The 22,433-nt window shown below is 65.9% G+C and carries 28 protein-coding genes; 15 read left to right on the forward strand and 13 right to left on the reverse strand.

Going from position 1 to position 22,433, the window contains the following annotated elements:
* Positions 1 to 4: 4 nt before the first annotated feature.
* On the forward strand, positions 5 to 310 hold the full coding sequence (locus IP86_RS09605; protein ID WP_054162299.1) for a type II toxin-antitoxin system RelE/ParE family toxin: 306 nt from the start codon (positions 5 to 7) through the stop codon (positions 308 to 310).
* Positions 304 to 591: an addiction module antidote protein gene (locus IP86_RS09610; RefSeq protein ID WP_054162300.1), complete on the forward strand. Its 288-nt coding sequence runs from the start codon at positions 304 to 306 to the stop codon at positions 589 to 591. The genes IP86_RS09605 and IP86_RS09610 overlap by 7 nt, the downstream gene beginning before the upstream one ends.
* A gap of 38 nt (positions 592 to 629) precedes the next feature.
* Here IP86_RS09610 and IP86_RS09615 read toward each other — a convergent pair whose 3' ends face one another.
* The gene (locus IP86_RS09615; protein ID WP_054162301.1) at positions 630 to 956 is read right to left on the reverse strand and encodes a hypothetical protein; all 327 of its coding nucleotides are present in this window, start codon (positions 954 to 956) and stop codon (positions 630 to 632) included.
* Positions 957 to 1,353: 397 nt separating this feature from the next.
* Positions 1,354 to 2,607, reverse strand: coding sequence for an acetyl-CoA C-acetyltransferase (locus tag IP86_RS09620; protein WP_054162302.1), 1,254 nt, complete (start codon positions 2,605 to 2,607; stop codon positions 1,354 to 1,356).
* Between the two features lie 190 nt (positions 2,608 to 2,797).
* Here IP86_RS09620 and IP86_RS09625 point away from each other — a divergent pair, with 190 nt between their 5' ends.
* The 3 genes from IP86_RS09625 to IP86_RS09635 all read left to right on the forward strand — a co-directional run bounded on the left by IP86_RS09625 (position 2,798) and on the right by IP86_RS09635 (position 4,691).
* Positions 2,798 to 3,238: a hypothetical protein gene (locus IP86_RS09625; RefSeq protein WP_054162303.1), complete on the forward strand. Its 441-nt coding sequence runs from the start codon at positions 2,798 to 2,800 to the stop codon at positions 3,236 to 3,238.
* 400 nt (positions 3,239 to 3,638) lie between these two features.
* On the forward strand, positions 3,639 to 4,070 hold the full coding sequence (locus IP86_RS09630; RefSeq protein ID WP_054162304.1) for a nuclear transport factor 2 family protein: 432 nt from the start codon (positions 3,639 to 3,641) through the stop codon (positions 4,068 to 4,070).
* Between the two features lie 183 nt (positions 4,071 to 4,253).
* Complete coding sequence (locus tag IP86_RS09635; RefSeq protein WP_054162305.1) at positions 4,254 to 4,691, forward strand: hypothetical protein; 438 nt, start codon at positions 4,254 to 4,256, stop codon at positions 4,689 to 4,691.
* Positions 4,692 to 4,892: 201 nt separating this feature from the next.
* On the opposite strand, the gene IP86_RS29045 is transcribed toward IP86_RS09635, so the two are convergent.
* The 3 genes from IP86_RS29045 to IP86_RS09645 form a co-directional block, all read right to left on the reverse strand.
* Positions 4,893 to 5,042, reverse strand: coding sequence for a hypothetical protein (locus tag IP86_RS29045; RefSeq protein ID WP_197279723.1), 150 nt, complete (start codon positions 5,040 to 5,042; stop codon positions 4,893 to 4,895).
* Positions 5,043 to 5,187: 145 nt separating this feature from the next.
* Entirely contained in the window at positions 5,188 to 5,670 is a 483-nt protein-coding gene (locus IP86_RS09640) for a MaoC family dehydratase (protein ID WP_054162306.1), read from the reverse strand.
* Between the two features lie 20 nt (positions 5,671 to 5,690).
* The gene (locus tag IP86_RS09645; protein ID WP_054162307.1) at positions 5,691 to 6,161 is read right to left on the reverse strand and encodes a MaoC family dehydratase; all 471 of its coding nucleotides are present in this window, start codon (positions 6,159 to 6,161) and stop codon (positions 5,691 to 5,693) included.
* Positions 6,162 to 6,242: 81 nt separating this feature from the next.
* Here IP86_RS09645 and IP86_RS09650 point away from each other — a divergent pair, with 81 nt between their 5' ends.
* Positions 6,243 to 6,536 carry a DUF4282 domain-containing protein gene (locus IP86_RS09650; protein WP_054162308.1) on the forward strand — a complete coding sequence of 98 codons (294 nt, stop codon included), beginning with the start codon at positions 6,243 to 6,245 and terminating at the stop codon, positions 6,534 to 6,536.
* Positions 6,537 to 6,755: 219 nt separating this feature from the next.
* On the opposite strand, the gene ychF is transcribed toward IP86_RS09650, so the two are convergent.
* The 4 genes from ychF to IP86_RS09670 form a co-directional block, all read right to left on the reverse strand.
* Positions 6,756 to 7,853 carry a redox-regulated ATPase YchF gene (gene ychF / locus IP86_RS09655; RefSeq protein ID WP_054162309.1) on the reverse strand — a complete coding sequence of 366 codons (1,098 nt, stop codon included), beginning with the start codon at positions 7,851 to 7,853 and terminating at the stop codon, positions 6,756 to 6,758.
* Between the two features lie 129 nt (positions 7,854 to 7,982).
* On the reverse strand, positions 7,983 to 8,603 hold the full coding sequence (pth, locus tag IP86_RS09660) for an aminoacyl-tRNA hydrolase (protein WP_054162310.1): 621 nt from the start codon (positions 8,601 to 8,603) through the stop codon (positions 7,983 to 7,985).
* A 21-nt stretch (positions 8,604 to 8,624) separates the two neighbouring features.
* The gene (locus tag IP86_RS09665; protein WP_054162311.1) at positions 8,625 to 9,317 is read right to left on the reverse strand and encodes a 50S ribosomal protein L25/general stress protein Ctc; all 693 of its coding nucleotides are present in this window, start codon (positions 9,315 to 9,317) and stop codon (positions 8,625 to 8,627) included.
* 285 nt (positions 9,318 to 9,602) lie between these two features.
* Positions 9,603 to 9,881 carry an accessory factor UbiK family protein gene (locus IP86_RS09670; RefSeq protein WP_054162326.1) on the reverse strand — a complete coding sequence of 93 codons (279 nt, stop codon included), beginning with the start codon at positions 9,879 to 9,881 and terminating at the stop codon, positions 9,603 to 9,605.
* A 240-nt stretch (positions 9,882 to 10,121) separates the two neighbouring features.
* Between IP86_RS09670 and lgt the strand changes: the two genes are divergently transcribed.
* The 5 genes from lgt (at position 10,122) to IP86_RS09695 (ending at position 14,858) form a co-directional block, all read left to right on the forward strand.
* On the forward strand, positions 10,122 to 10,988 hold the full coding sequence (lgt, locus tag IP86_RS09675) for a prolipoprotein diacylglyceryl transferase (RefSeq protein ID WP_054162312.1): 867 nt from the start codon (positions 10,122 to 10,124) through the stop codon (positions 10,986 to 10,988).
* A complete protein-coding gene (locus IP86_RS09680; protein WP_054162313.1) occupies positions 10,985 to 12,115 on the forward strand; it encodes a class I SAM-dependent methyltransferase in 1,131 nt (376 codons plus the stop codon). Before lgt ends, IP86_RS09680 begins: the two co-directional genes overlap by 4 nt.
* Positions 12,112 to 12,879 carry a peptidoglycan editing factor PgeF gene (pgeF, locus tag IP86_RS09685; protein ID WP_054162314.1) on the forward strand — a complete coding sequence of 256 codons (768 nt, stop codon included), beginning with the start codon at positions 12,112 to 12,114 and terminating at the stop codon, positions 12,877 to 12,879. The genes IP86_RS09680 and pgeF overlap by 4 nt, the downstream gene beginning before the upstream one ends.
* Positions 12,880 to 13,123: 244 nt before the next feature.
* Complete coding sequence (locus tag IP86_RS09690; protein WP_054162315.1) at positions 13,124 to 13,750, forward strand: hypothetical protein; 627 nt, start codon at positions 13,124 to 13,126, stop codon at positions 13,748 to 13,750.
* Positions 13,751 to 13,904: 154 nt separating this feature from the next.
* Complete coding sequence (locus IP86_RS09695; protein WP_054162316.1) at positions 13,905 to 14,858, forward strand: ribose-phosphate pyrophosphokinase; 954 nt, start codon at positions 13,905 to 13,907, stop codon at positions 14,856 to 14,858.
* A 152-nt stretch (positions 14,859 to 15,010) separates the two neighbouring features.
* On the opposite strand, the gene IP86_RS09700 is transcribed toward IP86_RS09695, so the two are convergent.
* Entirely contained in the window at positions 15,011 to 15,538 is a 528-nt protein-coding gene (locus IP86_RS09700; RefSeq protein WP_054162317.1) for a 6,7-dimethyl-8-ribityllumazine synthase, read from the reverse strand.
* 384 nt (positions 15,539 to 15,922) lie between these two features.
* Here IP86_RS09700 and IP86_RS09705 point away from each other — a divergent pair, with 384 nt between their 5' ends.
* The 3 genes from IP86_RS09705 (at position 15,923) to proC (ending at position 17,788) form a co-directional block, all read left to right on the forward strand.
* Positions 15,923 to 16,426 carry a type III secretion system chaperone family protein gene (locus IP86_RS09705; RefSeq protein WP_054162318.1) on the forward strand — a complete coding sequence of 168 codons (504 nt, stop codon included), beginning with the start codon at positions 15,923 to 15,925 and terminating at the stop codon, positions 16,424 to 16,426.
* Positions 16,423 to 16,851 (forward strand): GNAT family N-acetyltransferase, encoded by a 429-nt coding sequence (locus IP86_RS09710; RefSeq protein ID WP_054162319.1) that lies wholly within the window; start codon positions 16,423 to 16,425, stop codon positions 16,849 to 16,851. Before IP86_RS09705 ends, IP86_RS09710 begins: the two co-directional genes overlap by 4 nt.
* 136 nt (positions 16,852 to 16,987) lie before the next feature.
* A complete protein-coding gene (gene proC / locus IP86_RS09715; protein ID WP_054162327.1) occupies positions 16,988 to 17,788 on the forward strand; it encodes a pyrroline-5-carboxylate reductase in 801 nt (266 codons plus the stop codon).
* A gap of 158 nt (positions 17,789 to 17,946) precedes the next feature.
* Here proC and IP86_RS09720 read toward each other — a convergent pair whose 3' ends face one another.
* From IP86_RS09720 to IP86_RS09730, 3 genes are all read right to left on the reverse strand, one after another.
* Complete coding sequence (locus tag IP86_RS09720) at positions 17,947 to 19,335, reverse strand: ATP-binding protein (protein ID WP_054162320.1); 1,389 nt, start codon at positions 19,333 to 19,335, stop codon at positions 17,947 to 17,949.
* A gap of 206 nt (positions 19,336 to 19,541) precedes the next feature.
* Positions 19,542 to 20,267, reverse strand: a complete 726-nt coding sequence (locus IP86_RS09725) for a response regulator (protein WP_054162321.1) — start codon at positions 20,265 to 20,267, stop codon at positions 19,542 to 19,544.
* Positions 20,264 to 20,833, reverse strand: a complete 570-nt coding sequence (locus tag IP86_RS09730; protein WP_054162322.1) for a MarR family winged helix-turn-helix transcriptional regulator — start codon at positions 20,831 to 20,833, stop codon at positions 20,264 to 20,266. Before IP86_RS09730 ends, IP86_RS09725 begins: the two co-directional genes overlap by 4 nt.
* Positions 20,834 to 21,111: 278 nt before the next feature.
* Between IP86_RS09730 and IP86_RS09735 the strand changes: the two genes are divergently transcribed.
* Positions 21,112 to 22,227 carry a branched-chain amino acid aminotransferase gene (locus IP86_RS09735; protein WP_054162323.1) on the forward strand — a complete coding sequence of 372 codons (1,116 nt, stop codon included), beginning with the start codon at positions 21,112 to 21,114 and terminating at the stop codon, positions 22,225 to 22,227.
* Positions 22,228 to 22,433 lie beyond the last annotated feature (206 nt).

The following is a 22,433-nucleotide window of genomic DNA, read 5'->3' on the forward strand; positions in this document are numbered from 1 at the left end:
CCGGATGCCGACGATCCGAAAGACACCCGAGTTCGAGCGCTGGCTCCGCCATCTGCGTGATCAAAGGGCTCGCGTTCGAATCTTGTTGAGGCTTGATCGGCTGGAACTCGGAAACCCGGGTGATGCGGCTCCGGTCGGAGAAGGCGTCAACGAACTTCGCATCCACTACGGGCCCGGCTATCGCGTCTACTTCGTCGAACGTGGTGCCACTTTGGTCGTTCTGCTTTGCGGCGGCGACAAGAGCTCACAGGCGGCCGACATCGCAGCAGCCAAGAAACTGGCGCGGGACTTGGAGGATACGACATGGTGAGCACGACGCCTTTCGATGCTGCCGACTATCTCGATAATCCGGAAATGATCGCGGATTATCTGACCGAGGCATTCGAGTCCGAAGACCCTGCATTGATTACCAAAGCCATCGGTGCGGTCGCACGTGCCAAGGGGATGAGCGGCGTGGCGGAAGGCGCCGGCCTGTCCCGTGAGAACCTCTACCGGGCACTCGGCGGGGACGCCAAACCCGAGTTCGCAACCGTGCTGAAGGTGCTGCACGCGCTCGGCATCAGCCTGGTGGCGCAGCCGAAGGCGGCTTGAACGAGATCAGGGTGTAGCTACAGTCGTACGACTGGCGATTATGCACCCCCGACGTCTATCAACACCCTCACGGCCTCCGCCGTCTCGCTCCGACTTCCTATCAGCACATATTCTTCACTAGCCAGTGTCGCCGCGCTTGCCGTAACCACCGCGCGCTTCGGGCAGATGCCGAGGCAGCTGGTGGTGACGAGTTTGGGGCGCCTGCCGCCCCGCGCAGCAGCTGCGCCTTTCAGTCCGGCTTTCAGCGCCTGCTTCAGCTTCTTGCCGCCGTCGATCTTGGACAGGCATTTGCCGCAGATCAGCACGGGGGGCGGGCGTTTTGGGCGGGCGATGATGAGCGAGGCTTTTGGGGGCATGATCGTCATATAGGGACGATCTGCGATCGTAGGATGGGTTGAGCGCAGCGAAACCCATCAAGCCCCATGCATCCGGGTGATGGGTTTCGCTTGCGCTCAGCCCATCCTACGAAGCAACGAGCATTCCGTCATTGCGAGGAGCGAAGCGACGAAGCAATCCAGCACAGCGCACGGAGCTGGATTGCTTCGCTACGCTCGCAATGACGAGGCGGCGCGTTTCGCAGGAAGCATCTACGAAGGCGGGATGGCCGGGACCAGCCCGGCATGACGGCGTTGAGAGGTTCGAGGCAAACGAAAAGGGCGACGCTTGTGGCGCCGCCCTTTGTTATGACTTCAGCTCTGGCGCAGGGGTGATGGGTTTCGCTGCGCTCAACCCATCCTACGCGATCCTACGCGTCCCCTCGCCTCACACCCGCTCGATGATGATCGCCGGGGCCATGCCGCCGGCGGCGCACATCGTTACCAGGCCGCGCTTGAGGTTGCGGCGCTCGAGTTCGTCGAGCACGGTGCCGATCAGGATCGCGCCGGTGGCGCCGATCGGGTGGCCCAGCGCGATCGAGCCGCCGTTGACGTTGACCTTTTCACGGTCGAGGTCGAGGTCGCGGATGAACTTCTCGGCGACGACGGCGAAGGCTTCGTTGATCTCCCAGAGGTCGATGTCTTCCTTCTTGAGACCGGCCTTCTCCAGCACCTTCTTGGCGGCCGGCACCGGGGCGTTGAGCATCAGCGTCGGATCGTCGCCGATATTGGCCATTGCGACGATCTTCGCCCGCGGCTTCAGACCGTGCTTGTCGGCGTACTGCTTCGACGTGAGCAGCACCGCGGCGGCGCCGTCGACCACGCCCGACGAGTTACCGGCGTGGTGGACGTGCTTGATCTCGACGTCCGGGTACTTCTGGTTGATCAGCTTGCGATAGGTGGTGCCCTTATCGTCGAGCGGATAGTCGGCCATCGCGGTGAAGGCCGGCTTCAGCGCGGCGAGGCCTTCGGCCGTCGTCTCGGGGCGCGGATACTCGTCCTTCGCCAGCACGACGTTGCCGTCGTCGTCCTTGACCGGGACGATGCTCTTGTCGAAGCGGCCTTCCTTGATGGCAATCGCGGCGCGGCGCTGGCTCTCCAGCCCGAGCGCGTCGAGCGCCTCGCGGCTGATGCCTTCCATGGTGGCGATGGCGTCGCCGCAGATGCCCTGATGCGACTGCGGGTGCACCTTGGCGAGGCGGGCATTGCCCGAGCCCATGCCGAGCGGCGGCTTGCCGGCCGCCATGTCTTCGGCCGCCATCGCGGCGGTCAGCGACATCATCTCGGTGCCGCCGGCGATCACCACGTCTTCCATGCCGCTCATGATCTGCGCCGCCGCGAAGTTCACCGCGGTGATGCCGCCGCCGCAGAAGCGGTCGAGCGTGGTGCCGGAAGCCTTGATGTCGTAGCCGGCGTCGAGCGCCGCCATGCGGCCGAGGTCGCCGCCCTGCTTGCCGCGCTGGGTCGAGGTCGACCAGATGATATCATCGACTTCCGCGGTGTTGAGCTTGTTGCGCTCGGCGATCGCTTTGAGCACGGTGGCGGCGAGATGTTGCGGATGCATGTCCGCCAGTTTGCCCTTGCCGACCTTGCCGATGCCGCGGGGGGTGCGGACAGCGTCGATGATGTAGGCGTCAGCCATTTCTTGTTCTCCCTGTTGTTGTCTGATTTATCGGGGTTGTTTGTCGGGGCTTGGCGGCGAGATTGTCCGAGCCGGCTGTGAAGTCAAGCCTTGTGCGCGGGGTGGCGAATTGCCATTCAGCGCCGGCACACGCATATTCCGCCGCGACGAATGTCCGGCGACTTCGAGACGAGTTTGGGGGACGACAGGAATGGCCGACGCCGATCTGGATGGCATCATCCGGCAGCTCGCGAAACAGCAGAACAAGACGCTCACCGGCGCGATCAAGGCGCGGCGCGACCACTATCTCGGCCTCGCCGCCAAGGCGAAGGATGCCAGTGGCAAGGCCCGCGCCAAGGCACTCGCCCAGGCGGCGATGGAGCAGGGTCTCGCCGCGGCGAAGCGGCTGCAGGTCGCGGCCGACAACGCGGCCGACTCCTACGCGCGCGCGATGCGCAAGGCGGTCGAGATCGCGGCCGGCGAGGAAGCCTCCGCAGCCGCCAAGACTGCGACGAAGACCGCGGCGAAGACGACCGCGAAGCCGGAGACCAAGGGCGCGGCCAAGAAGCCGTCGGGCGCAGCGGCGAAGGCCGCCAGCAAAGCAAAGCCGGCACCGAAATCCGCCGCCAAGCCGAAGGCTCGCAAGGCCTGAGCGATCGGGCGCCCGCCTGCCCCTCTGCCGTTTGATCGCGGATCGGCGAATCACCGAGGCTCGTCAGCAGAGCTGTCGGCTGGTCGCGGCCGTCTGGGGGCGGCGTAGGCGCATGGCAGCTCCCCGCGTCACGATGATCATTGCGGGGCGGGATACGAAACGAGATCGTTCGTACACAAACGAGCCGTAAAAAGGGCTTGGCGGCGCCAATTGCCTTCCAGGTGGGCGTCAATGTGACCGCCCGACGATTGTGCAATGCACAAAACCAGTTGCAATTGATTTACAATCTATCTAATTCGCCTGTCATTGGCGCAGCAAATCGCAAAGGGCACGGCGACGACGAAGTCGCCTCGGGTGCCGCTGGCTGATCGCAACCCAGTTTCACGTCCCGGAATCCTTCATGACAGAGCACAATCTCTGGCGTTTCTCGCGTGCGTTGCATCGCGCCCTGAATGATGGGCACCACAGCGAACTCGGCGAGATGATCGACGAGGACGTCGATTGGGCGATGTACGGTCCGATCGATATGTTTCCGTTTTTCGGCGCGCGGCACGGCAAGACGGCGGTTCTGGAGGTCTGCCGGCAGATCGCCGACAACATCCGCATCCATCGTTTCGACCGCGAAGCCATCATGCTCGGCGTTGATACTTCGGCGTCGATGATCCGCTACTCGTTGACGGCGATCGATACCAACAAGCCGATCAGCCTGCGGATGGCGCAGTTCGCGCAGTTCAGGCAGGGCAAGCTGGTCAACATGCGGATTCTGATCGACACGTTCGACCTCGTCGAGCAGGCCCTCGGCCAGCCGATCAGCCTGCCGCGGATCGCCTGAAAAAGCCGCGCCGAGCCGCCTCAGGCCCGGCTTTTAACGCCATGTTAGTGATTTCGACGAAACACCGGTCCCCTGCCGCAGATTGGCCGCGATGCTGTCAAATTGCGCTGCACTGGTGTTTCACCAACTTGGCGTGCGGGGGACACACCGCGCTGCTCGACGCTCATGCAAAGGGAACAGCCGATGAATGCCATTCCATCCGAGAAGATCGAGACTCCCGAGATCGACGAAAACCTCGCCGCGGTCTCTGAAGTCGAAGCGGGCATCCGCGACTTCGTCCGCAACGACATCGCCTATCTGCGCCGGCCCTCGACGGGCGGGGCGACCAGCACCGAGACGCCGGCCGCGGCCACGCCGTCGTTCGACGCAAGCGCCGAGGCCACCGTGTCCAACGTCAATTCGCTGATCCAGCGCGTCGCCGGCACCTCGCTGGCCGAGATCGAGAACCTGATCGGCGAACTGGAAGCGCTGCGCGATCTGCTGCACGCCGAAGGTCAGCGCGTCCAGCGCGAGATCTCGGGATATGCCCAGCTCAGCCAGCAGGCGATGAAATCCACCCGGATGATCGCCGACAACGTCTCGCAGTGGAAGCGCAGCGCCGAGAACCTGCGCAACGGCTGATCGCCGTCCTCACATCACAACACCATGCCAATCGAAGTGCAGCCATCGCGAGGTGGCTGCACTTTTGTTTTGGCGATGGGCCGAACCGAACGCGCGCGAGGATGCCGCCGTCGACATGGCCGGCGGCTTGCTGCGTCCTGATTCGGGCTGGTTAAGAAAGTATGAACGCGAGCGCCTGGGTGCGCTCGAAGCCTCGACAGCTCAGCGGCTGGAGGTCGTCACGGCCGGAACGTCGAAGGAGTATGCGCCGTCCGCGTAGCCCTTCACCACCATGCCGGTGGTGATCATCACGGCCAAGGTGATGGTGGCGAAGATGAAGCCCACCCATTTCAGTCCAGCCTGGTCCGCCATCGTCTTCTAGTCCCCTCGTCCTGCAACTATGTCGAGCAATGCCCGTGCAGGGTTCACAACGTCTTAATAGAATGGCCGTTCCGCGGCCGTCTCGCACAAAACGGCCGCATTTGGTTAAAATCAGAACGGCTGTTGCCCCGTGGCCTCAGTTTCCGATGCTGCGCTTCGGCACGAAGGCCGTGGCGAGAAACGAGAACACCAGCTCGCCGCGCTGATTAGTCCCGGTGTTGCGGCCCTGGACGATCCCCCATTCGGGTCGCGAATCAGAGGCGCGCAACGACGCGATCTCATTAGCATAGGAAATCGTGTCACCGGCTAGCACCGGCCTGTGCCAGCGCAAATCCCGGAAGCCCGGCGACGGCCCCCACACCGCTACGGTCTCGCCGCGCGCGGCTTCCGCCGCCGCCTCTTGCTGGCGCTCGAGCACCAGCAGCCGCATGCAGGCCGAGGCGATGTGCCAGCCGGAGGCTGCAAGCCCACCGAACAGCGAACGGCGCCCGGCCTCCTCGTCGAGATGGAAGGGCTGGGGATCGAACTGCTTGGCGAAAGCGACGATATTCTCGGCGGTGAATTCATAGGAGCCGAGCTCGCGGCGCAGCCCGACATGCAGGTCTTCGAAGAAACGCATCGGATGACTCGCTGTGTCCGCTAATTCGATTGGTTCGCGAGGGCCGTCTCGCGACGCCCGATGATGATCGGCGAGACCATCTCGCACAGCATCTGGCCCTTGGCGTTACGGACGTGGCACTTGAAGGTGACGATACCGGTCTCGGGGCGGCTGTTCGACACCCGCGCCTCGACGACGTCGACCTCGATGGTCAGATCGTCACCGGGCCGCAGCGGCGCCATCCAGCGCATCTCGTTGACGCCGGGAGAGCCGAGCGAGGCGGTGTCCTTGATGAAGCCGTCGTACATCATGCGGAACATCAGCGACGACAGATGCCAGCCGGAGCCGGACAGGCCCTGCAGCATCGACGCCGCGGCGGCGCGATCGTCGAGATGCATCGGCTGCGGATCGAACTCCGCGGCAAAAGTAACGATCTCCTCGCGCGTCACGCGGCGAGGACCGAAACGGCCGAAGTGACCGGGGGGAAAGTCTTCGAAGGTCAGGAGGGTCATGGCATTTGCTGGTGGGAGGCCCGATTGTGGCCGTTATTGCCGGCAATCACAAGCCGCGATCCGATTGCTGGGGAGATCACAATGTTCAATTTTCGGGACCTGTTTCAATGGGACCGTTTCATCACGCCGGCGATCATCAAGCCGTTCTACTGGCTCGTGATCGTGCTGACGGTGCTGATCGGCATTTCTGGGGTGTTCTCGGGCCTGGCCGCGATGGCGGTGAGCCCGTTCGGCGGATTCATCCTGGTGCTGTCGAGCCTGGCCGCGATCCTGGTCGGCATCGTGTTCACGCGGATCGCCGCCGAGTTCATCCTGATCGTGTTCCGCATCAACGAACATCTCGGCGCGATCAGGGATCAGCAGGGCTTCAGGTAGCGGACGGGGCCGCGCATCGCGGCCTCTCTTTTGTCATTCCGGGGCGCGCGAAGCGCGAACCCGGAATCCATATCCCCTACCCTCTATGGTTCTGCGTTCTGACAGCCAACGCCCGCTGTGCGCCACCGCACCGCTGCGGCGGATGATTCCGGGCTCTCGCTTCGCGAGCCCCGGAATGACGAACTTGGATGCTCTGCGGCGCGGCGGCTTGGAATCGTCTTACGTATTAAATCTGAAATGCATCACGTCGCCATCCGCGACGACGTATTCCTTGCCTTCGAGCCGGAGCTTGCCGCCGTCGCGGGCGCCGGCTTCGCCGCCGAGCGTCACGTAATCGGTGTAGGCGATCGTCTCGGCGCGGATGAAGCCCTTCTCGAAGTCGGTGTGGATCACCGCCGCGGCCTGCGGCGCCTTGGTGCCCTTGGTGATGGTCCAGGCGCGGGCTTCCTTCGGGCCGACCGTGAAGTAGGTGATCAGATGCAGCAGCTCGTAGCCGGCGCGGATCAGCCGGTCGAGGCCGGCCTCGTGCAGCCCTAGCGTGTCGAGAAAATCGGTGCGCTCTTCCTTCGACAGCGTCGCAATCTCGGATTCGATCTTGGCCGAAATCACCACCGCGACCGCGCCCTCTCCCTTGGCGCGCGCCATCACCTGCTCGGAAAACTTGTTGCCGTCGGCAGCCGATCCTTCCTCGACGTTGCAGACGTACAGAACCGGCTTCGACGTCAGGAGTCCGAGCATGCGGAACGCGCGCTCCTCCTCCGGCTTGCGCTCGAGGAAGCGTGCCGGCTTGCCGTCGCGCAGCAGCGTCAGCGCGCGGGTGACGAGGTCGAGCTGCTCCTTGGAATCCTTGTCGCCGCCCTTGGCCTTCTTGGTCAGGTTGTCGACGCGCTTTTCCAGGCTTTCGAGATCGGCGAGCATCAGCTCGGTCTCGATCGTCTCGATATCGGCGAGCGGCGCGACCCGGCCCTCGACATGGGTGATGTCGCCGTCCTCGAAGCAGCGCACGACGTGTGCGATGGCATCGACCTCGCGAATGGTGGCGAGGAACTGGTTGCCGAGGCCTTCACCCTTCGAGGCGCCCTTCACCAGGCCGGCGATGTCCACGAAGGTCAGCCGCGTCGGGATGATCTGCTGCGACTTGCCGACCTCGGCCAGCTTGTCGAGCCGCGGATCCGGCACCGCCACCTCGCCGACATTCGGCTCGATGGTGCAGAACGGATAGTTGGCCGCCTGCGCCGCCGCCGTTTCGGTCAGCGCATTGAACAGCGTCGACTTACCGACATTCGGCAGCCCGACGATCCCGCATTTGAAGCCCATGGTGTATCCCGCTGTTCGAGCTTGGCGCGACGCTTCAAAGTACGACCGTCATGCGCGGGCTTGACCCGCGCATCCATCCTCCTCGAAGAAGATGGATCGCCGGGTCAAGCCCGGCGATGACGGCTTCGATTACTTGTCGCGCTCGCCGCCTTTGACCTGTTTCTCGTTGTCGTAAAAACCCTTGGCCTGCATCGCCAGGTGCACCTTGTTGGCGAAGGTGGCGTCCTTGCCGGTGGCGATCAGGCCGGCATTGTCGGCGGCGATCTCGCACAGCGCTTCGACCCAGGGCCGCTCGCTCTTGGCGAAATCGCCGAGCACGTGATTGTGCACCAGCTCCTTCGCACCCGGATGACCGACGCCGAGCCGCACCCGCAAGTAATCGTTGCCGATATGCGCCGAGATCGAGCGCAGGCCGTTGTGGCCGGCGATGCCGCCGCCGACCTTGACCCGCACTTTCGCAGGCGGCAGCTCGATCTCGTCGTGAAACACCGCGACCTCGCTCTGCCCGATCTTGTAGAAGCTCGCGGCGTCCTGCACGGCGCGGCCGGACTCGTTCATGTAAGTCAGCGGCTTGAGCAGCGTGACGCGCTCACCGTCCAGCGTGCCGTCCGCGGTCTCGCCCTGAAAGCGACGGCGCCATGGCGAGAAGCCATGACGCCGTGCGATCTGGTCGATGACCATGAACCCGATGTTGTGCCGGTTGTCCTGGTACTTGGCCCCAGGATTGCCCAGCCCGACAAACAAGCGCATGGGACGGCGTCTCGCGCCGGATTACTTCTTCTTCGCAGCCGGAGCCGCAGCCGCCGGAGCCTTGGCGGCAGCCGGAGCCTTGGCACCCGCCGCGGGCGCGGCAGCAGCCGGAGCAGCGCCGGTCGCAGCCGCCTTCTGCTCTTCATTGAAGCCCGACGGCGGCACGATGGTCACCAGCGTGACGTCCTCGCGCGACACCGACTTGACGCCGGTCGGCAGCGCGATGTCCGACAGATGCAGCGACACGCCGATGTCGAGCGTCGAGACGTCGGCTTCGATGAACTGCGGAATGTTGTCGGCCGGCGCTTCGAGATCCACCGTGTGGGTGACGATGTTGAAGGTGCCGCCACGCTTGACGCCCGGAGCGACTTCGAGACCCTTCAGATGCAGCGGCACGCTGACGCGGATGGTGGCGCCGGCGCCGAGCCGCAGGAAGTCGACGTGCAGCGGGAAGTCTTTCACCGGGTCGAGGTGATAGTCGCGCGGAATCACGCGATGCTTCGTGCCGTCGAGCACGACGTCGAAAATCGTGGTCAAGAAGCGGCCGGCCTGGATGCGCAGGCGCAGTTCCTTGTCTTCGACCGAGATCGGCAGCGGGGGCTGGTTGTCACCATAGATCACTCCCGGCACGCGGCCGGCGCGACGCTCTGCCCGGGCGGCCCCCTTGCCGCTCTTCGGACGCGCGGTCGCCTTCAATTCCAAGACGTTCGCCATCGTTGTAAGTCCTTGATTTGTCAAAAATTAAAGGCCGCAACGCGGCCTCGTGCAGACGCCGCGGCAAGCCTCCAGGGGTGCGGGGGCCGCAGACGTGCGCGCGTTCTAGCCGCAAAGGCCGCAAATGACAAGGAAATCGGGCGGACCAAGCCACCTCGAGCCTTCATTGCCGGGCTTGACCCGGCAATCCATCGTCTTAGCGAAGAGGATGGATGCCCGGGTCAAGCCCGGGCATGACCGCAAACAGCAGCGCTACCGCCCCTCGGCGTCGCGAGGCCGCAGACCTTACGCCATCGCGGTCGGGGGCTCGGAGCCGCTGCCCTGGCGGGCTTCGAGGGCGGCGATGCGGGCCTTCAGGGCTTCGTTTTCCTCGCGGGTGAGGCGGACCATCTCCTTGAAGGCCTCGAACTCCTCGCGCTTCACCAGATCGAGATCGCGCAGGATCTTCTCGGCCTGGCTGCGGACCACCGCGTCGACCTCGCGCTTGACCCCCTGAGCGGCGCCGGCGGCGTCGTTCATCAGGCGTCCGATCTCGTCGAAAATCCGGTTGCTGGTCTGGGTCATGGTCGAGATCTCCGTCAGGCGTCGTGCGCGGTTACAGGCCGAGCGGGCCTCGGCGGTGACAATGGCGATCGATCGGGCCCACTTCAAGGCCGCGTCGGAGCGCGTGCCGGGCCGGCCCGCGCGATCGCGCTCTCCTTGCGACGTTCGCACCCGCGTCGCAAGGCCGATTTAAGGATCAGACGGCGGTGCCGCCAATTGACGCTGTACCGGCGCAGGCTTTGCGGCTAAGGCAAACGAACAATGCCATTTTTCGCCATCGCCTTCCCCGTTTTCGACCCGGTGGCCGTCGCGATCGGCCCGTTCGCGATCCGCTGGTATGCGCTCGCCTATATCGCCGGCATTCTGCTCGGCTGGCTGTATGCGCGGATGCTGCTGCAACGGGAACGGCTGTGGGGCGGCCCGTCGCCGATCACGCCGGCCGCGTTCGACGACTTCATCCTGTGGGTGACGATCGGCATCATCCTCGGCGGCCGCACCGGCTACGTGCTGTTCTACAATCTCGACTTCTTCATCGCCCATCCGGCCGAGATCTTCGAACTGTGGAAAGGCGGCATGTCGTTCCACGGCGGCTTCATGGGCTGCGTGATCGCGGTGACGCTGTTCGGATGGAAACGCAACATCTCGATCGCGTCGCTCGGCGACATCACCTGCGCGGTCGGACCGATCGGCCTGTTCCTGGGACGCATCGCCAACTTCATCAACGGCGAATTGTGGGGCCGTCCGGCCGACGACACCGTGCCCTGGGCAATGGTGTTTCCCCATGCCGGCCCGCTGCCGCGGCATCCGAGCCAGCTCTATGAAGCCGGGCTCGAGGGCATCGTGCTGTTTCTGATCCTGGCGCTGATGATCCGCGCCGGCGCGCTGAAGCGGCCCGGCCTGATCATCGGTGCCTTCCTCGCCTTCTATGGGCTGGCGCGCATCACCGGCGAGTTCTTCCGCGAGCCCGATCCGCAGCTCGGCTTCCTGTGGGGCGGGCTGACGATGGGGATGCTGCTGTCGGTGCCGATGGTGATCGCCGGGATCGCGGTGATGCTGCTGGCCCGCCGCGCCAAGCGTCCGCCGCAGCCCGCGCCCCTGGCCGCCGGCTCCAGCGAGGCGACCAAGTGACGGACTTCTCGGCGCTCTCCGAAGAGATCAAGCGGCTGATCAAATCGGCCGGCCCGATGCCGGTGTGGCGCTACATGGAGCTGTGCCTCAACCATCCCGACTACGGCTACTACGTGTCGCGCGATCCGCTCGGCCGCGAGGGCGACTTCACGACCTCGCCCGAGATCAGCCAGATGTTCGGCGAACTGCTCGGGCTGTGGTCGGCGTCGGTGTGGACCGCCGCCGGCGAGCCGAGCACGCTGCGGCTGGTCGAAATCGGTCCCGGCCGCGGCACCATGATGGCGGATGCGCTGCGCGCCCTGCGCGTGCTGCCGCCGCTGTATCAGGCGCTCAGCGTCCACCTGGTCGAGATCAACCCGGTCTTGCGCGAAAAGCAGAAGGCGACGCTGGCCGGCATCCGCAACGTGCATTGGCACACCGATATCGCCGAGGTCCCGGAAGGCCCCGCGGTGATCCTCGCCAACGAATATTTCGACGTGCTGCCGATCCATCAGGCGGTGAAGCGCGACACCGGCTGGCACGAGCGCATGGTCGAGATCAGCGGCAGCGGCGCGCTGGTGTTCGGCGTCGCGCCAGATCCGATCCCGCGCTTCGAGGTTTTGCTGCCGCCGCTGGTGCGGATGGCGCCGGTGGGCGCGGTGTTCGAATGGCGGCCCGACGCCGAGATCATGAAGATCGCCACCCGCGTCCGCGACCAGGGCGGAGCGGCGCTGATCATCGATTACGGCCACGTCCGCAGCGATGTCGGCGACACCTTCCAGGCGATCGCCAAGCACAGCTTCGCCGACCCGCTGCAGAGCCCCGGCCGCGCCGACCTCACCGCGCATGTCGATTTCCAGGCGCTCGCCCGCGCTGCCGAGGATGTCGGCGCCCGCACGCACGGGCCGGTGACGCAGGGCGAATTCCTGAAGCGGCTCGGCATTGAGACGCGCGCGGTGTCGCTGATGGCCAAGGCGACGCCGCAGGTCTCCGAAGACATCTCCGGCGCCCTGCAGCGGCTCACCGGCGAAGGGCGCGGCGCGATGGGCTCGATGTTCAAGGTGCTGGGCGTGTCCGATCCGGCCATCGCCTCGTTGGTGGCGCTGAGCAGAAACGCCGAGCACGCCGCAGCGGGACAACCGGCATGACCATCACCTCGCCCCGCCTCGCCGCCGTTCCCGGGCTGCGCCATGCCTTCTTCAACCGCGCAGGCGGCGTGTCGCAGGGCATCTATGCGGGCCTCAACGGCGGCATCGGCTCGAACGACGACCCGGCCCATGTGGCCGAGAACCGCCGGCGCATGGCACAGGCGATGGGGGTGCCGCCGGAGCGCTTCCTCACGCTGTATCAGGTGCATTCGCCCGACGTCGCCGTGGTCGAGACGCCGTGGGACAATGCGGCGCGGCCGAAAGCCGACGCTCTGGTGACCGCGGTCCCGGGCATCGCGCTCGGCGTCACCGCGGCAGATTGCGGGCCGATCCTGTTCGCCGATCCCGACGCGCGGGTGATCGGCGCCGCCCATGCCGGCTGGAAGGGCGCGCTGACCGGTGTGCTCGAAGCCACGCTCGGCGCCATGGACAAGCTCGGAGCCGATCGCGGCCGCGTCATCGCGGCGATCGGCCCGCTGATCCGCCAGCCGAGCTACGAAGTCGGCGATGAGTTCGTCGCCCGCTTCACCGCGGCCGATGCGGACTATGCGCGGTTCTTCATCCCGGCCTCGCGTCCGGGCCATGCGATGTTCGACCTCGGCGGCTTCATCCGGATGCGCCTCGAAACCGCAGGGGTCCGGCAGATCGACGACACCGGCATCGACACCTATCCGGACGAGAACTTCTTCAGTTATCGCCGCTCCGTGCACCGCGCCGAGCCGGACTACGGCCGCGCCGTCCACGCCATCGCGCTCGACCCGTAAGCGGCCCTCACGCGTCGTTGCCGGCCCAAAAGTGAACGGCCATTAACCACGCTCGTTTACAACTGCGGGTTCTGTGAGAGGCCCAGAACCAGCTCAAATTACTGAAAATTTTATCGAAATCCGATCTGCCGGCGCAACCCAATGGTTAACCTGGGCGTCGCCCCACCCTAGACCTTAACGCATTTTAACGATATCGCTTCGTCCGTCCGGCGGCTTTTCGGCCGCGCCTTCGACGGGACCTTGCATGACGACTCGCCGCCTCCCCAAGCCCGCCCCGCGCCTCGCGCGCGCCGTTCTGCTGCTGGGGCTGATGGGTGGGTTGGCTGGTTGCGTCACCGAAGGTGGCCCCGGCGCCGGGCCGATGGCGTCCGCCGGCGGATCGACCATTGCGTTCGACTCGATCGACGGTCCGCCGCCGCAGGTGTTCGACCGCATGGTGTCGGTGCTCGACAGCGAAGCCAAACTCCGCCGCGTCGCCGTGGTGTCGCGCGAAGGTGGCGCGGCCTATCGGGTGCGCAGCTATCTGTCCGCGCAGGTTCGCGGCAATCGCACCAACATCGCCTGGGTCTGGGACGTCTACGATCGCAACCAGCAGCGCGCGCTGCGGCTCTCCGGCGAAGAGCCGACCGGTCGCGGCGGCCGCGACGCCTGGGATCAGGCCGACGACACGGTGCTGCGACGGATCGCGCAGGCCGGGCTCACCGGGATGAGTGGCTTGGTGAACGGGACCTTACCGGCCGAGTCGGCGCCTCCCGCCCCGGCTGCACCCAGCGCACCCGCGTCGTCCGGACCGGCGATCGCCAGCGCCGAGCCCGCACCTGCGGCGAGCGAAGAAGCGCCCGCAAGCTCGATGAGCTTCGCCGCTCGCTGAACGCTACCTATGTCGAATCCGCATCGGAAAACCGCCTGCGACGGGTTGCCATCGCACGCCGGCGGCTGATATCACCTGCGCTCGCAAAGACGTCCGTTTTCAAGAGTCAACCGATATGCTGAACGTAGTATCCACCACGCGGGGAGACGCGTCGATGTCGGGCAAGAACGGCTCCGTCAAATTGGTGGCCGGCAATTCCAACCCGGCGCTGGCGCAAGGCATCGCCGACTGGCTGAAGATGCCGCTGACCAAAGCCAGCGTCCGCCGCTTCGCCGACAACGAGATCTTCGTCGAAATTCAGGAGAACGTCCGCGGTTCGGACGTCTTCATCATCCAGTCGACGTCGTTCCCGGCGAACGATCACCTGATGGAACTCTTGATCATCACCGATGCGCTGCGCCGCGCCTCCGCGCGCCGCATCACCGCGGTGATCCCGTATTTCGGCTACGCCCGCCAGGACCGCAAGGTCGGCTCGCGCTCGCCGATCTCGGCCAAGCTGGTCGCAAACCTGATCACCCATGCGGGCGTCGATCGCGTGATGACGCTCGACCTGCACGCCGGTCAGATCCAGGGCTTCTTCGACATTCCGACCGACAACCTCTACGCCTCACCGGTGATGGTGCGCGACATCAAGGAGCGCTTCGATCTGTCGAAGGCGATGGTGGTGTCGCCCGACGTCGGCGGCGTGGTGCGCGCCCGCGGCCTCGCCAAGCGCCTCAACACGCCGCTCGCGATCATCGACAAGCGCCGTGAGCGCGCCGGCGAGTCCGAAGTGATGAACGTGATCGGTGAAGTCGAAGGCTACACCTGCATCCTGCTCGACGACATCGTCGATTCCGGCGGCACGCTGGTGAACGCCGCCGAGGCGCTGCTCGCCAATGGCGCCACCGAAGTCTACGCCTACATCACCCACGGCGTGCTGTCGGGTGGTGCCTGCGCCCGCATCACCGGCTCCAAGCTGAAGGAGCTGGTCATCACCGACTCGATCCAGCCGACCGAAGCGGTCCGCGGCGCCCACAACATCCGCACCCTCTCGATCGCCTCGCTGATCGCCGAAGCCATCGGCCGCACCGCGTCCGAAGAGTCGGTGTCGAGCCTGTTCGACTGAGCACTCCCGTGTCCCGGGCGCGGTGCAGCGCGTAGCGCTGCTCCGCAGAACCGGGACCCCGCTTATTCTCCACAAGACAGCACCGGGGTCCCGGATCAGCAGCGCACCACGCCGCAAAGAGCGGCGCGCTGCGCAGCATCCGGGGCGCGAAGCTACACGATCCCAGCCGCCACCTGCCCGCGCAGCCGCTCCAGGCTGAGCAACGTGTCGGCGCAGGCGTGGGCGACTTCGGCGCCCTTGGTGGCGAAGTGCTGCTTGAAGAACGCAGTCTGCTCGTCGCCGCTGCCCAGCGTCTGCGGCGTCGCGATCGCCGAGAACACCGGCACCTCGGTGCGCAGCTGCACATCCATCAGCGCGCGGATCACCGTCTCGGCGACGAAGCCGGTGAGCCCGCCATCGACCACCAGTCCGGCCGCGACGATCGCCGTATAGCGCCGCGTCTTCGCCAGCGTTTGCACGTGGAGCGGAATTTCGAACGAGCCCGGCACCTCGAACAGATCGACCTGCGACTCCGCGACGCCGCGCAGCACGATCTCGCGCGCGAAGGCCTGCCAGCACTCCGCGACCACCTCGTGGTGCCAGGACGACTGCACGAAGGCCACGCGCTGCGGCCGCGCGAACCGCGGATACGCGGTGGACGCAGGCGGCGCTGCAGCGGGATCGGTCATGGTCTCGGTCATCGTGGCACTCACCTCGGCTCTGGAACGAAGCTCAGGCTACCAGCGGTTTCGATCGAATCAAAGGCTCGGCGCCGGAGCGGCAACGATGGATCCGGGAAGCTGCAACACCCACCCGAGACTCGCGATAGGTGAAATCCAACCACCCGACTCGTCTCGCGTGAATCCGATTCCGTTTTGTTCTGCGGCGATATGATCGAACTGTGGACGGGCTGCCCTTTGGCTGTGGATGGACTCGCCTCGGGATTGCACGGATTCGGCAAATCACATCATTTCATCACTGCAACCTCGGTTCGTCCGGATCACGCGCGAAGCACGATCCACCGGGCACAGGCGCGTACAGACCTGCCACGTATCAGGCACATCCTAACTAAAGGTCGAGACGGCATGGCCATGCTCGAAGGCATCTTCGATTCCCGGAACAACAACCCGCTCGCGGCGGTCGAGGACATCGCGGCCTCGAACGATCTGGTATTCGAGCGGTCGGGCGAGGACGAAATCACCATCGCGGCCAAGGGCCAGTGGACCGACTACACGCTGTCCTTCACCTGGATGGCCGAAATCGAAGCGCTGCATCTGGCCTGCGCGTTCGACATGAAAGTGCCGACGGCGCGGCGCGGCGAAACGCAGCGACTGATCGCGGCGATCAACGAACAGCTCTGGGTCGGTCACTTCGACATCTGGACGCATACCGGCACGATCATGTACCGCCAGGCGCTGATACTCCCCGGCGGACTATCGGCGACGAGCGCGCAGTGCGAGACGATGCTGATCAGTTCGATCACCGCCTGTGAACGTTACTACCCGGCGATTCAGTTCACCGTGTGGGCCGGCAAGACCGCGTCGGAAGCGATGAGCGCCGCGATGTTCGATACCGAAGGCGAGGCGTGAGCGAACACCCGCGCATCGTCATCCCCGAGACGCCCGGCGATCAGCATCGCGCCGCCGTCCTCAACGCGCTGATCGCCCATAACGAAAAGGCCGCCGGCCCGTCCGGCTTGCAGCAGGTCTGCCTGCTGGTTGAAGATCCCGAGACCGGCGCAACGGTCGGTGGATTGTGGGGCCGGATCACCTACGACTGGCTGTTCGTCGAACTGCTGGCGCTGCCCGAGAGCGCGCGCCACGGCGGCCTCGGCACCGAGATCCTGACCCGCGCCGAGACCATCGCGCGGGAGCGCGGCTGCGTCGGCGTCTGGCTCGACACCTACGCGTTCCAGGCGCCCGGCTTCTACGCGAAGCGCGGCTACGAGGTGTTCGGTACCCTCGCGGATCATCCCCGCGGCTCGCACCGGCTGTTCTATAAGAAGGTGCTGTAAGCCTTTCGCGCCGTGCATGGGACGCCGCCGCGACGGCCGCTTTGTGCGGTTGCAATGGCTCCGCGTCCGGCCTACGCCAGCCTTTCCTTTTTTCAGCCGAGGAAGCTTCGCCGTGCCGTCCAACCCGTTCGACCTGATGACTGGCTCACTCGTTCTCGCCGGCGCCGGCAAGATGGGCGGCGCGATGCTGTCCGGCTGGCTGGCGCAGGGGCTTGACGCCGGCAATGTCGTGGTGGTCGATCCGCAGCCGTCCGATGAGATCAAGGCGCTGACCGCGCGCGGCGTCCGCATCAACGCCGCCGCCGGCAATGTCGGCGCGGTGTCGACGCTGGTGATCGCGGTGAAGCCGCAGACCTTCGCAGCCGCGGCCGAAGCGCTGCGTGCCTATGTGGGCCCGTCCACGCTCGTCGTCTCGGTGATGGCCGGCAAGCCGATCGCCACGCTGGCGGCCGGCGTCGGCGGCCACATCGTCCGCGCAATGCCGAACACCCCGGCGGCGATCGGCCGCGGCATCACCGTGGCGGTCGCGGCCAACGACGTCACGCCCGAGCAGCGCGCCACCGCGGATGCGCTGCTGCGCGCCACCGGCGGTGTCGAGTGGGTCGACGATGAGAACCTGATCGATGCGGTGACCGCCGTGTCCGGCTCAGGGCCCGCTTACGTGTTCCTGCTCGCCGAAGAACTCGCCCGCGCCGGCGTCGAAGCCGGTCTGCCGGAGGCGCTGGCGATGACGCTGGCCCGCGCCACCGTCGCCGGCTCCGGCGAACTGCTGCACCGCTCGGATCTGGACGCCGCGACGCTGCGCCAGAACGTCACCTCCCCCGGCGGCACCACCGCCGCCGCGCTCGAGGTGCTGATGGCAGGCGACGGCTTCCGCCCGCTGCTGACCAAGGCCGTCGCCGCAGCGGCGAAGCGGTCGCGGGAATTGGCGAAGTAAGCGCTCGCGGTTGTGCCCCGGATGCTGCGCAGCGCGCCGCGACTTGCGGCGTGATGCGCTGCTGATCGGGGCCCCGCTTCATCGCACTAACCGGGGTCCCGGATCTGCGGAGCAGCGCTGCGCGCTGCACCGCGTCCGGGACACGAAACGATAGGCCGCTACACCGGCACCCTTACCGTCGCCCGCAATCCCCCCATCGGACTATCCCCGAGGGTGATGTCGCCGCCGTGGGAGCGGGCGATGTCGCGGGCGATGGCGAGTCCGAGGCCGGTGCCGCCTTCGTCCTGGTTGCGGGCGTCGTCGAGCCGCAGGAACGGCTTGAACACTTCTTCGCGCATCGCCATCGGAATGCCCGGGCCGTCATCGTCGATCATCACCGTGAGATAGCGATGATCGCGCTGGCCGGTGATGGCGATACTGTCGGCATGGCGCGCGGCATTCGACACCAGATTGGCGAGGCAGCGTTTGAACGCGGCGGGCTTCACCGTCACCACCGGCTGGCCGCTGAACGACACCGTGGCGGTGTGGCCGTGGCGCTCGGCGTCGCTGCGCAGCTCTTCGAGCGCCGCCGCCATGTCGGTCGGCTGAGCCTGCTCGCCGCTGTCGCCGCGCGCGAACGCCAGATAGGCCTCGAGCATCGCCGCCATCTCGTCGACGTCCTTGCGCATGCCCTCGGTCTCAGGCGCATCGCCGATCAGTTCGAGTTCGAGCTTGAAGCGCGTCAGGATGGTGCGCAGATCGTGCGAGACGCCGGCCAGCATCGCGGTGCGCTGCTCGATCGCGCGCTCGACGCGGCTCTTCATCTCGATGAACGCATAGGCGGCGCGCCGCACCTCGCGGGCGCCGCGCGGCTTGAAATTCGGCGCGTCGCGGCCCTTGCCGAAACTCTCGGCGGCATCGGCGAGCCGCAGGATCGGCCGGATCTGGTTGCGCAGGAACAGCACCGCGACGATCAGCAGCACCGTCGAGGTGCCGACCATCCACAACAGGAAAATTTCCGAATTCGACGCATAGGCAGCGCTGCGCAGTGCGAACACCCGCATCACGGCGTCGTCGAGCTGAATGCGGATCTCGACCAGGTTGGAGCGGCCGACGGTGTCGATCCAGAACGGCCGTGCGATCTGCCGGCTGATCTGCTTGCTGATCGACTGATCGAGCAGCGAGAAGAACGGCTTTGGCCCCGGTGGCGGCATCTCGCCGGGTCCGAGGAAATCGACCACGAGGCCGAGCCGGGTCTGCGCGATCCGGCGCAGCGCCGCGCTGTCCTTGTCCTGCGGATAGCTCTTGTAGACATCGATCAGCGCCGCGATGTCCTGCACCACCGCCGCCGACAGCCGCTGCGTCACCGTGTTCCAGTGGCGCTCCATGAACACGAAGGCGATCACCGATTGCAGCAGCACCATCGGCACGATGATGATCAGCAGCGCGCGGGCATACAGCCCCTTCGGCATGAAGTCGTTGAACCGCTGCCCCAGATAACCATTGGCCGCCGACACCCGCCGCGACGCGGAGCGGATCAGCGTGAGCCCGGTGTCGAGCGTGCTCATCAGTCGACGCAGTCCTTGCCGGGGATCATAACAACGACCTCTCGCCCGTCATTGCGAGGAGCACCCGGATCGGCGCTTTGCGCCGTCCGAGTACAAGCTCCGCGACGAAGCAATCCAGCTTCGAGCACCTGGCTCTGGATTGCTTCGCTGCGCTCGCAATGGCGAAAACTCCAAAGCATCTTGCGACATAGATCTCTTGCGGAGTCCTACGGTGCCGCCACCAGGCGATAGCCGATGCCGCGGACGGCTTGCAGGAACAAGGGATTGGCGGGATCGCGTTCGATCTTGCGGCGCAGCCGGTTGATCTGGACGTCGACGGCGCGCTCGTTGGCGTTGCCGCCACCGCCGGTGAGCTCACCGCGCGGCACCGTCTCGCCCGGCGCGGCAGCCAGGACGCGCAGCATGTCGCGCTCGCGGTCGGTGAGATGGATGATCTCGTCGCCCTGGCGCAGCTCGCCGCGATCGATGTGAAACACGTAAGGCCCGAACGCGATGGTCTCGGCCTTGACGGCCGGCGCCGGCGACGTCCGCTTCAGGATATTGCAGATCCGCAGCAGCAGTTCGCGCGGCTCGAACGGCTTGGCCACGTAGTCGTCGGCACCGAGCTGCAGGCCTTCGATCCGCGCTTCCGCCTCGTGGCGCGCCGTCAGCATCACGATCGGCACGTCGGAGGACGTGCGGATCGAGCGCGCCAGGTCGAAGCCGGTCTCGCCCGGCATCATCACGTCGAGGATCAAGAGATCGAAGTTCAGCCCGGCCAGCTTGGCGCGCGCATCCGGCACGCTTTGCGCCGTGGTGACGCGGTAGCCTTCGCTGGCGAGGAAGCGCGACAACAGATCCCTGATGCGGCGGTCGTCGTCGACCAGCAGCAGATGCGGAGCGTCGTCGGCGGGGCGGACCGGCTTCTTGGCCAATGCTGCGAGCTGAATCACGTCACATCCTTTGCGCTGGCGCCGTCCTTGGCCTGCAGGATGGTCTGGAGCACCTTATCCGGATCATCACGGTCGATCATGGCGCGCAGGAATTTGCTCACGGCCTCGGCTTCACCCGGTGCCAGCCCCCGCAAGGCATGGGCAATGCGGTCGGTCTGCAGTCCGGCGAGCTTCACCACCAGCGCCTCGCCCTTGGGGGTGGCGAAAAGAAGGCGCTGGCGGCGGTCGCTGTCGCCGGCTTTCTGCACGATATAGCCCTCGTCCAGCAGCTGCTTCAGCACCCGCCCGAGCGACTGCTTGGTGATGCGCAGCACGTCGAGCAGATCGGCCACGGTAAGACCTGGATACCGGCAGACGAAATGCACCACGCGGTGATGCGCACGGCCGAATCCGAACGCCTCCAGCACGTGATCGGCGTCCCCGACGAAGTCCCGATAGGCGAAGAACAGCAGTTCGATAATGTCCCAACGCGGCGGCAGCGCCCGCGGGTCGGCTTCCAGCGGCGCCACCTCCGCCGGCTCACGTTCATCCTGACGCACAGAACTTTTGAAATTTATGTCAGTCATGTTGACATATCTGGGTCTTATGTTACAAAACCGCCGACCAAGACGAAATATTCGACTATTCCGCTTGCGACCGATCACCCCGCAGTCCGATAACCAGATGCGGCGAAACGGCTTGCATGCGAATGTCGGACGGCTCGGCCGAAACATAGCGGAGTTCGAGGATTCCGCCAAAGCATGTCTCCCGGCGCGGCCGGGGGCCACTCACACAGCGCGGCCGGCGACTGCCGGGCTCGCCCAACACGGCCACCTGCAGGCGCGCCGATCCAGGAGACAGGTCCATGGGAATCTCGTTCGACAAGAAGGTCGACGGCTCGGTCTGGCTGAACTTCGACATCCAGCCGACGGCGAAGCCGACGGAGGTGCAAAACCGCGTCGACAAGCTGAAGGACCCGGGTTTCGGCCGGGTGTTCACCGACCACATGGCGATCGTGCGCTATGAACACGGCAAGGGCTGGCACAGCGCCAAGGTCGAATCCCGCGGCAACTTCCCGCTCGATCCGGCGACCGCCGTGCTGCACTACGCGCAGGAGATCTTCGAGGGTCTGAAAGCCTACAAGCGCGCCGACGGCGGCGTGAACCTGTTCCGGCCGGACGCCAATGCGCGGCGCTTCCGCGACTCGGCCGACCGCATGGCGATGGCGCAGCTTCCGGAAGAGATCTTCATCGAGGCGATCGAGCAGGTCGTGCGCATCGACCGCGACTGGATCCCGGGCGGCGAAGGCAGCCTGTATCTGCGGCCGTTCATGATCGCCAGCGAGATCTTCCTCGGCGTCAAGCCGTCGGCCGAATACATCTTCGCGGTGATCGCCTCCCCGGTCGGCTCCTATTTCAAGGGCGGCCCGGCCCCGGTGTCGATCTGGGTGTCGGAGCACTACACCCGCGCGGCGATCGGCGGCACCGGCGGCGTCAAATGCGGCGGCAACTACGCGGCCAGCCTGCGCGCGCAGGCCGAGGCCATCGAGCACGGTTGTGACCAGGTGGTGTTCCTCGACGCGGTCGAGCGCAAATACATCGAAGAGCTCGGCGGCATGAACGTGTTCTTCGTGTTCGACGACGGCTCGCTGTCGACGCCGCCGCTCGGCACCATCCTGCCCGGCATCACCCGCGACTCGATCATCGCGCTGGCGCGCGAGGCCGGCCGCACCGTTCGCGAGGAGCCGTACACGATCCAGCAATGGCGCGCCGATGCGGCCAGCGGCAAGCTCAAGGAAGCCTTCGCCTGCGGCACCGCCGCGGTGATCTCGCCGATCGGCACGGTCCGCTCGGCGAGCGGCGACTTCACCATCAACGGCGGCGCCGCCGGCGACGTCGCGATGGGCCTGCGCAAGCAACTCGTCGACATCCAATACGGCCGCGCCCCGGACAACCACGGCTGGATCCGCAAGGTGTTCTGAGGCTGGTGATATTGAACACCGACTAACCACGTGTCATTCCGGGGCGCTCACAAGTGAGCGAACCCGGAATCTCTTTGGTAACAAACTCGATCCGACCGCTGAGTAACCTCTCCCGCTTGCGGGAGAGGTCGGATCGCGCAGCGATCCGGGTGAGGGCCCTCCCCTCCGCGAGTCGCTGAGTCACTGCCTGGGGCGGCCCCCCCCCC

It is taken from the genome of Rhodopseudomonas sp. AAP120, assembly GCF_001295845.1.
GTDB lineage: Bacteria > Pseudomonadota > Alphaproteobacteria > Rhizobiales > Xanthobacteraceae > Rhodopseudomonas.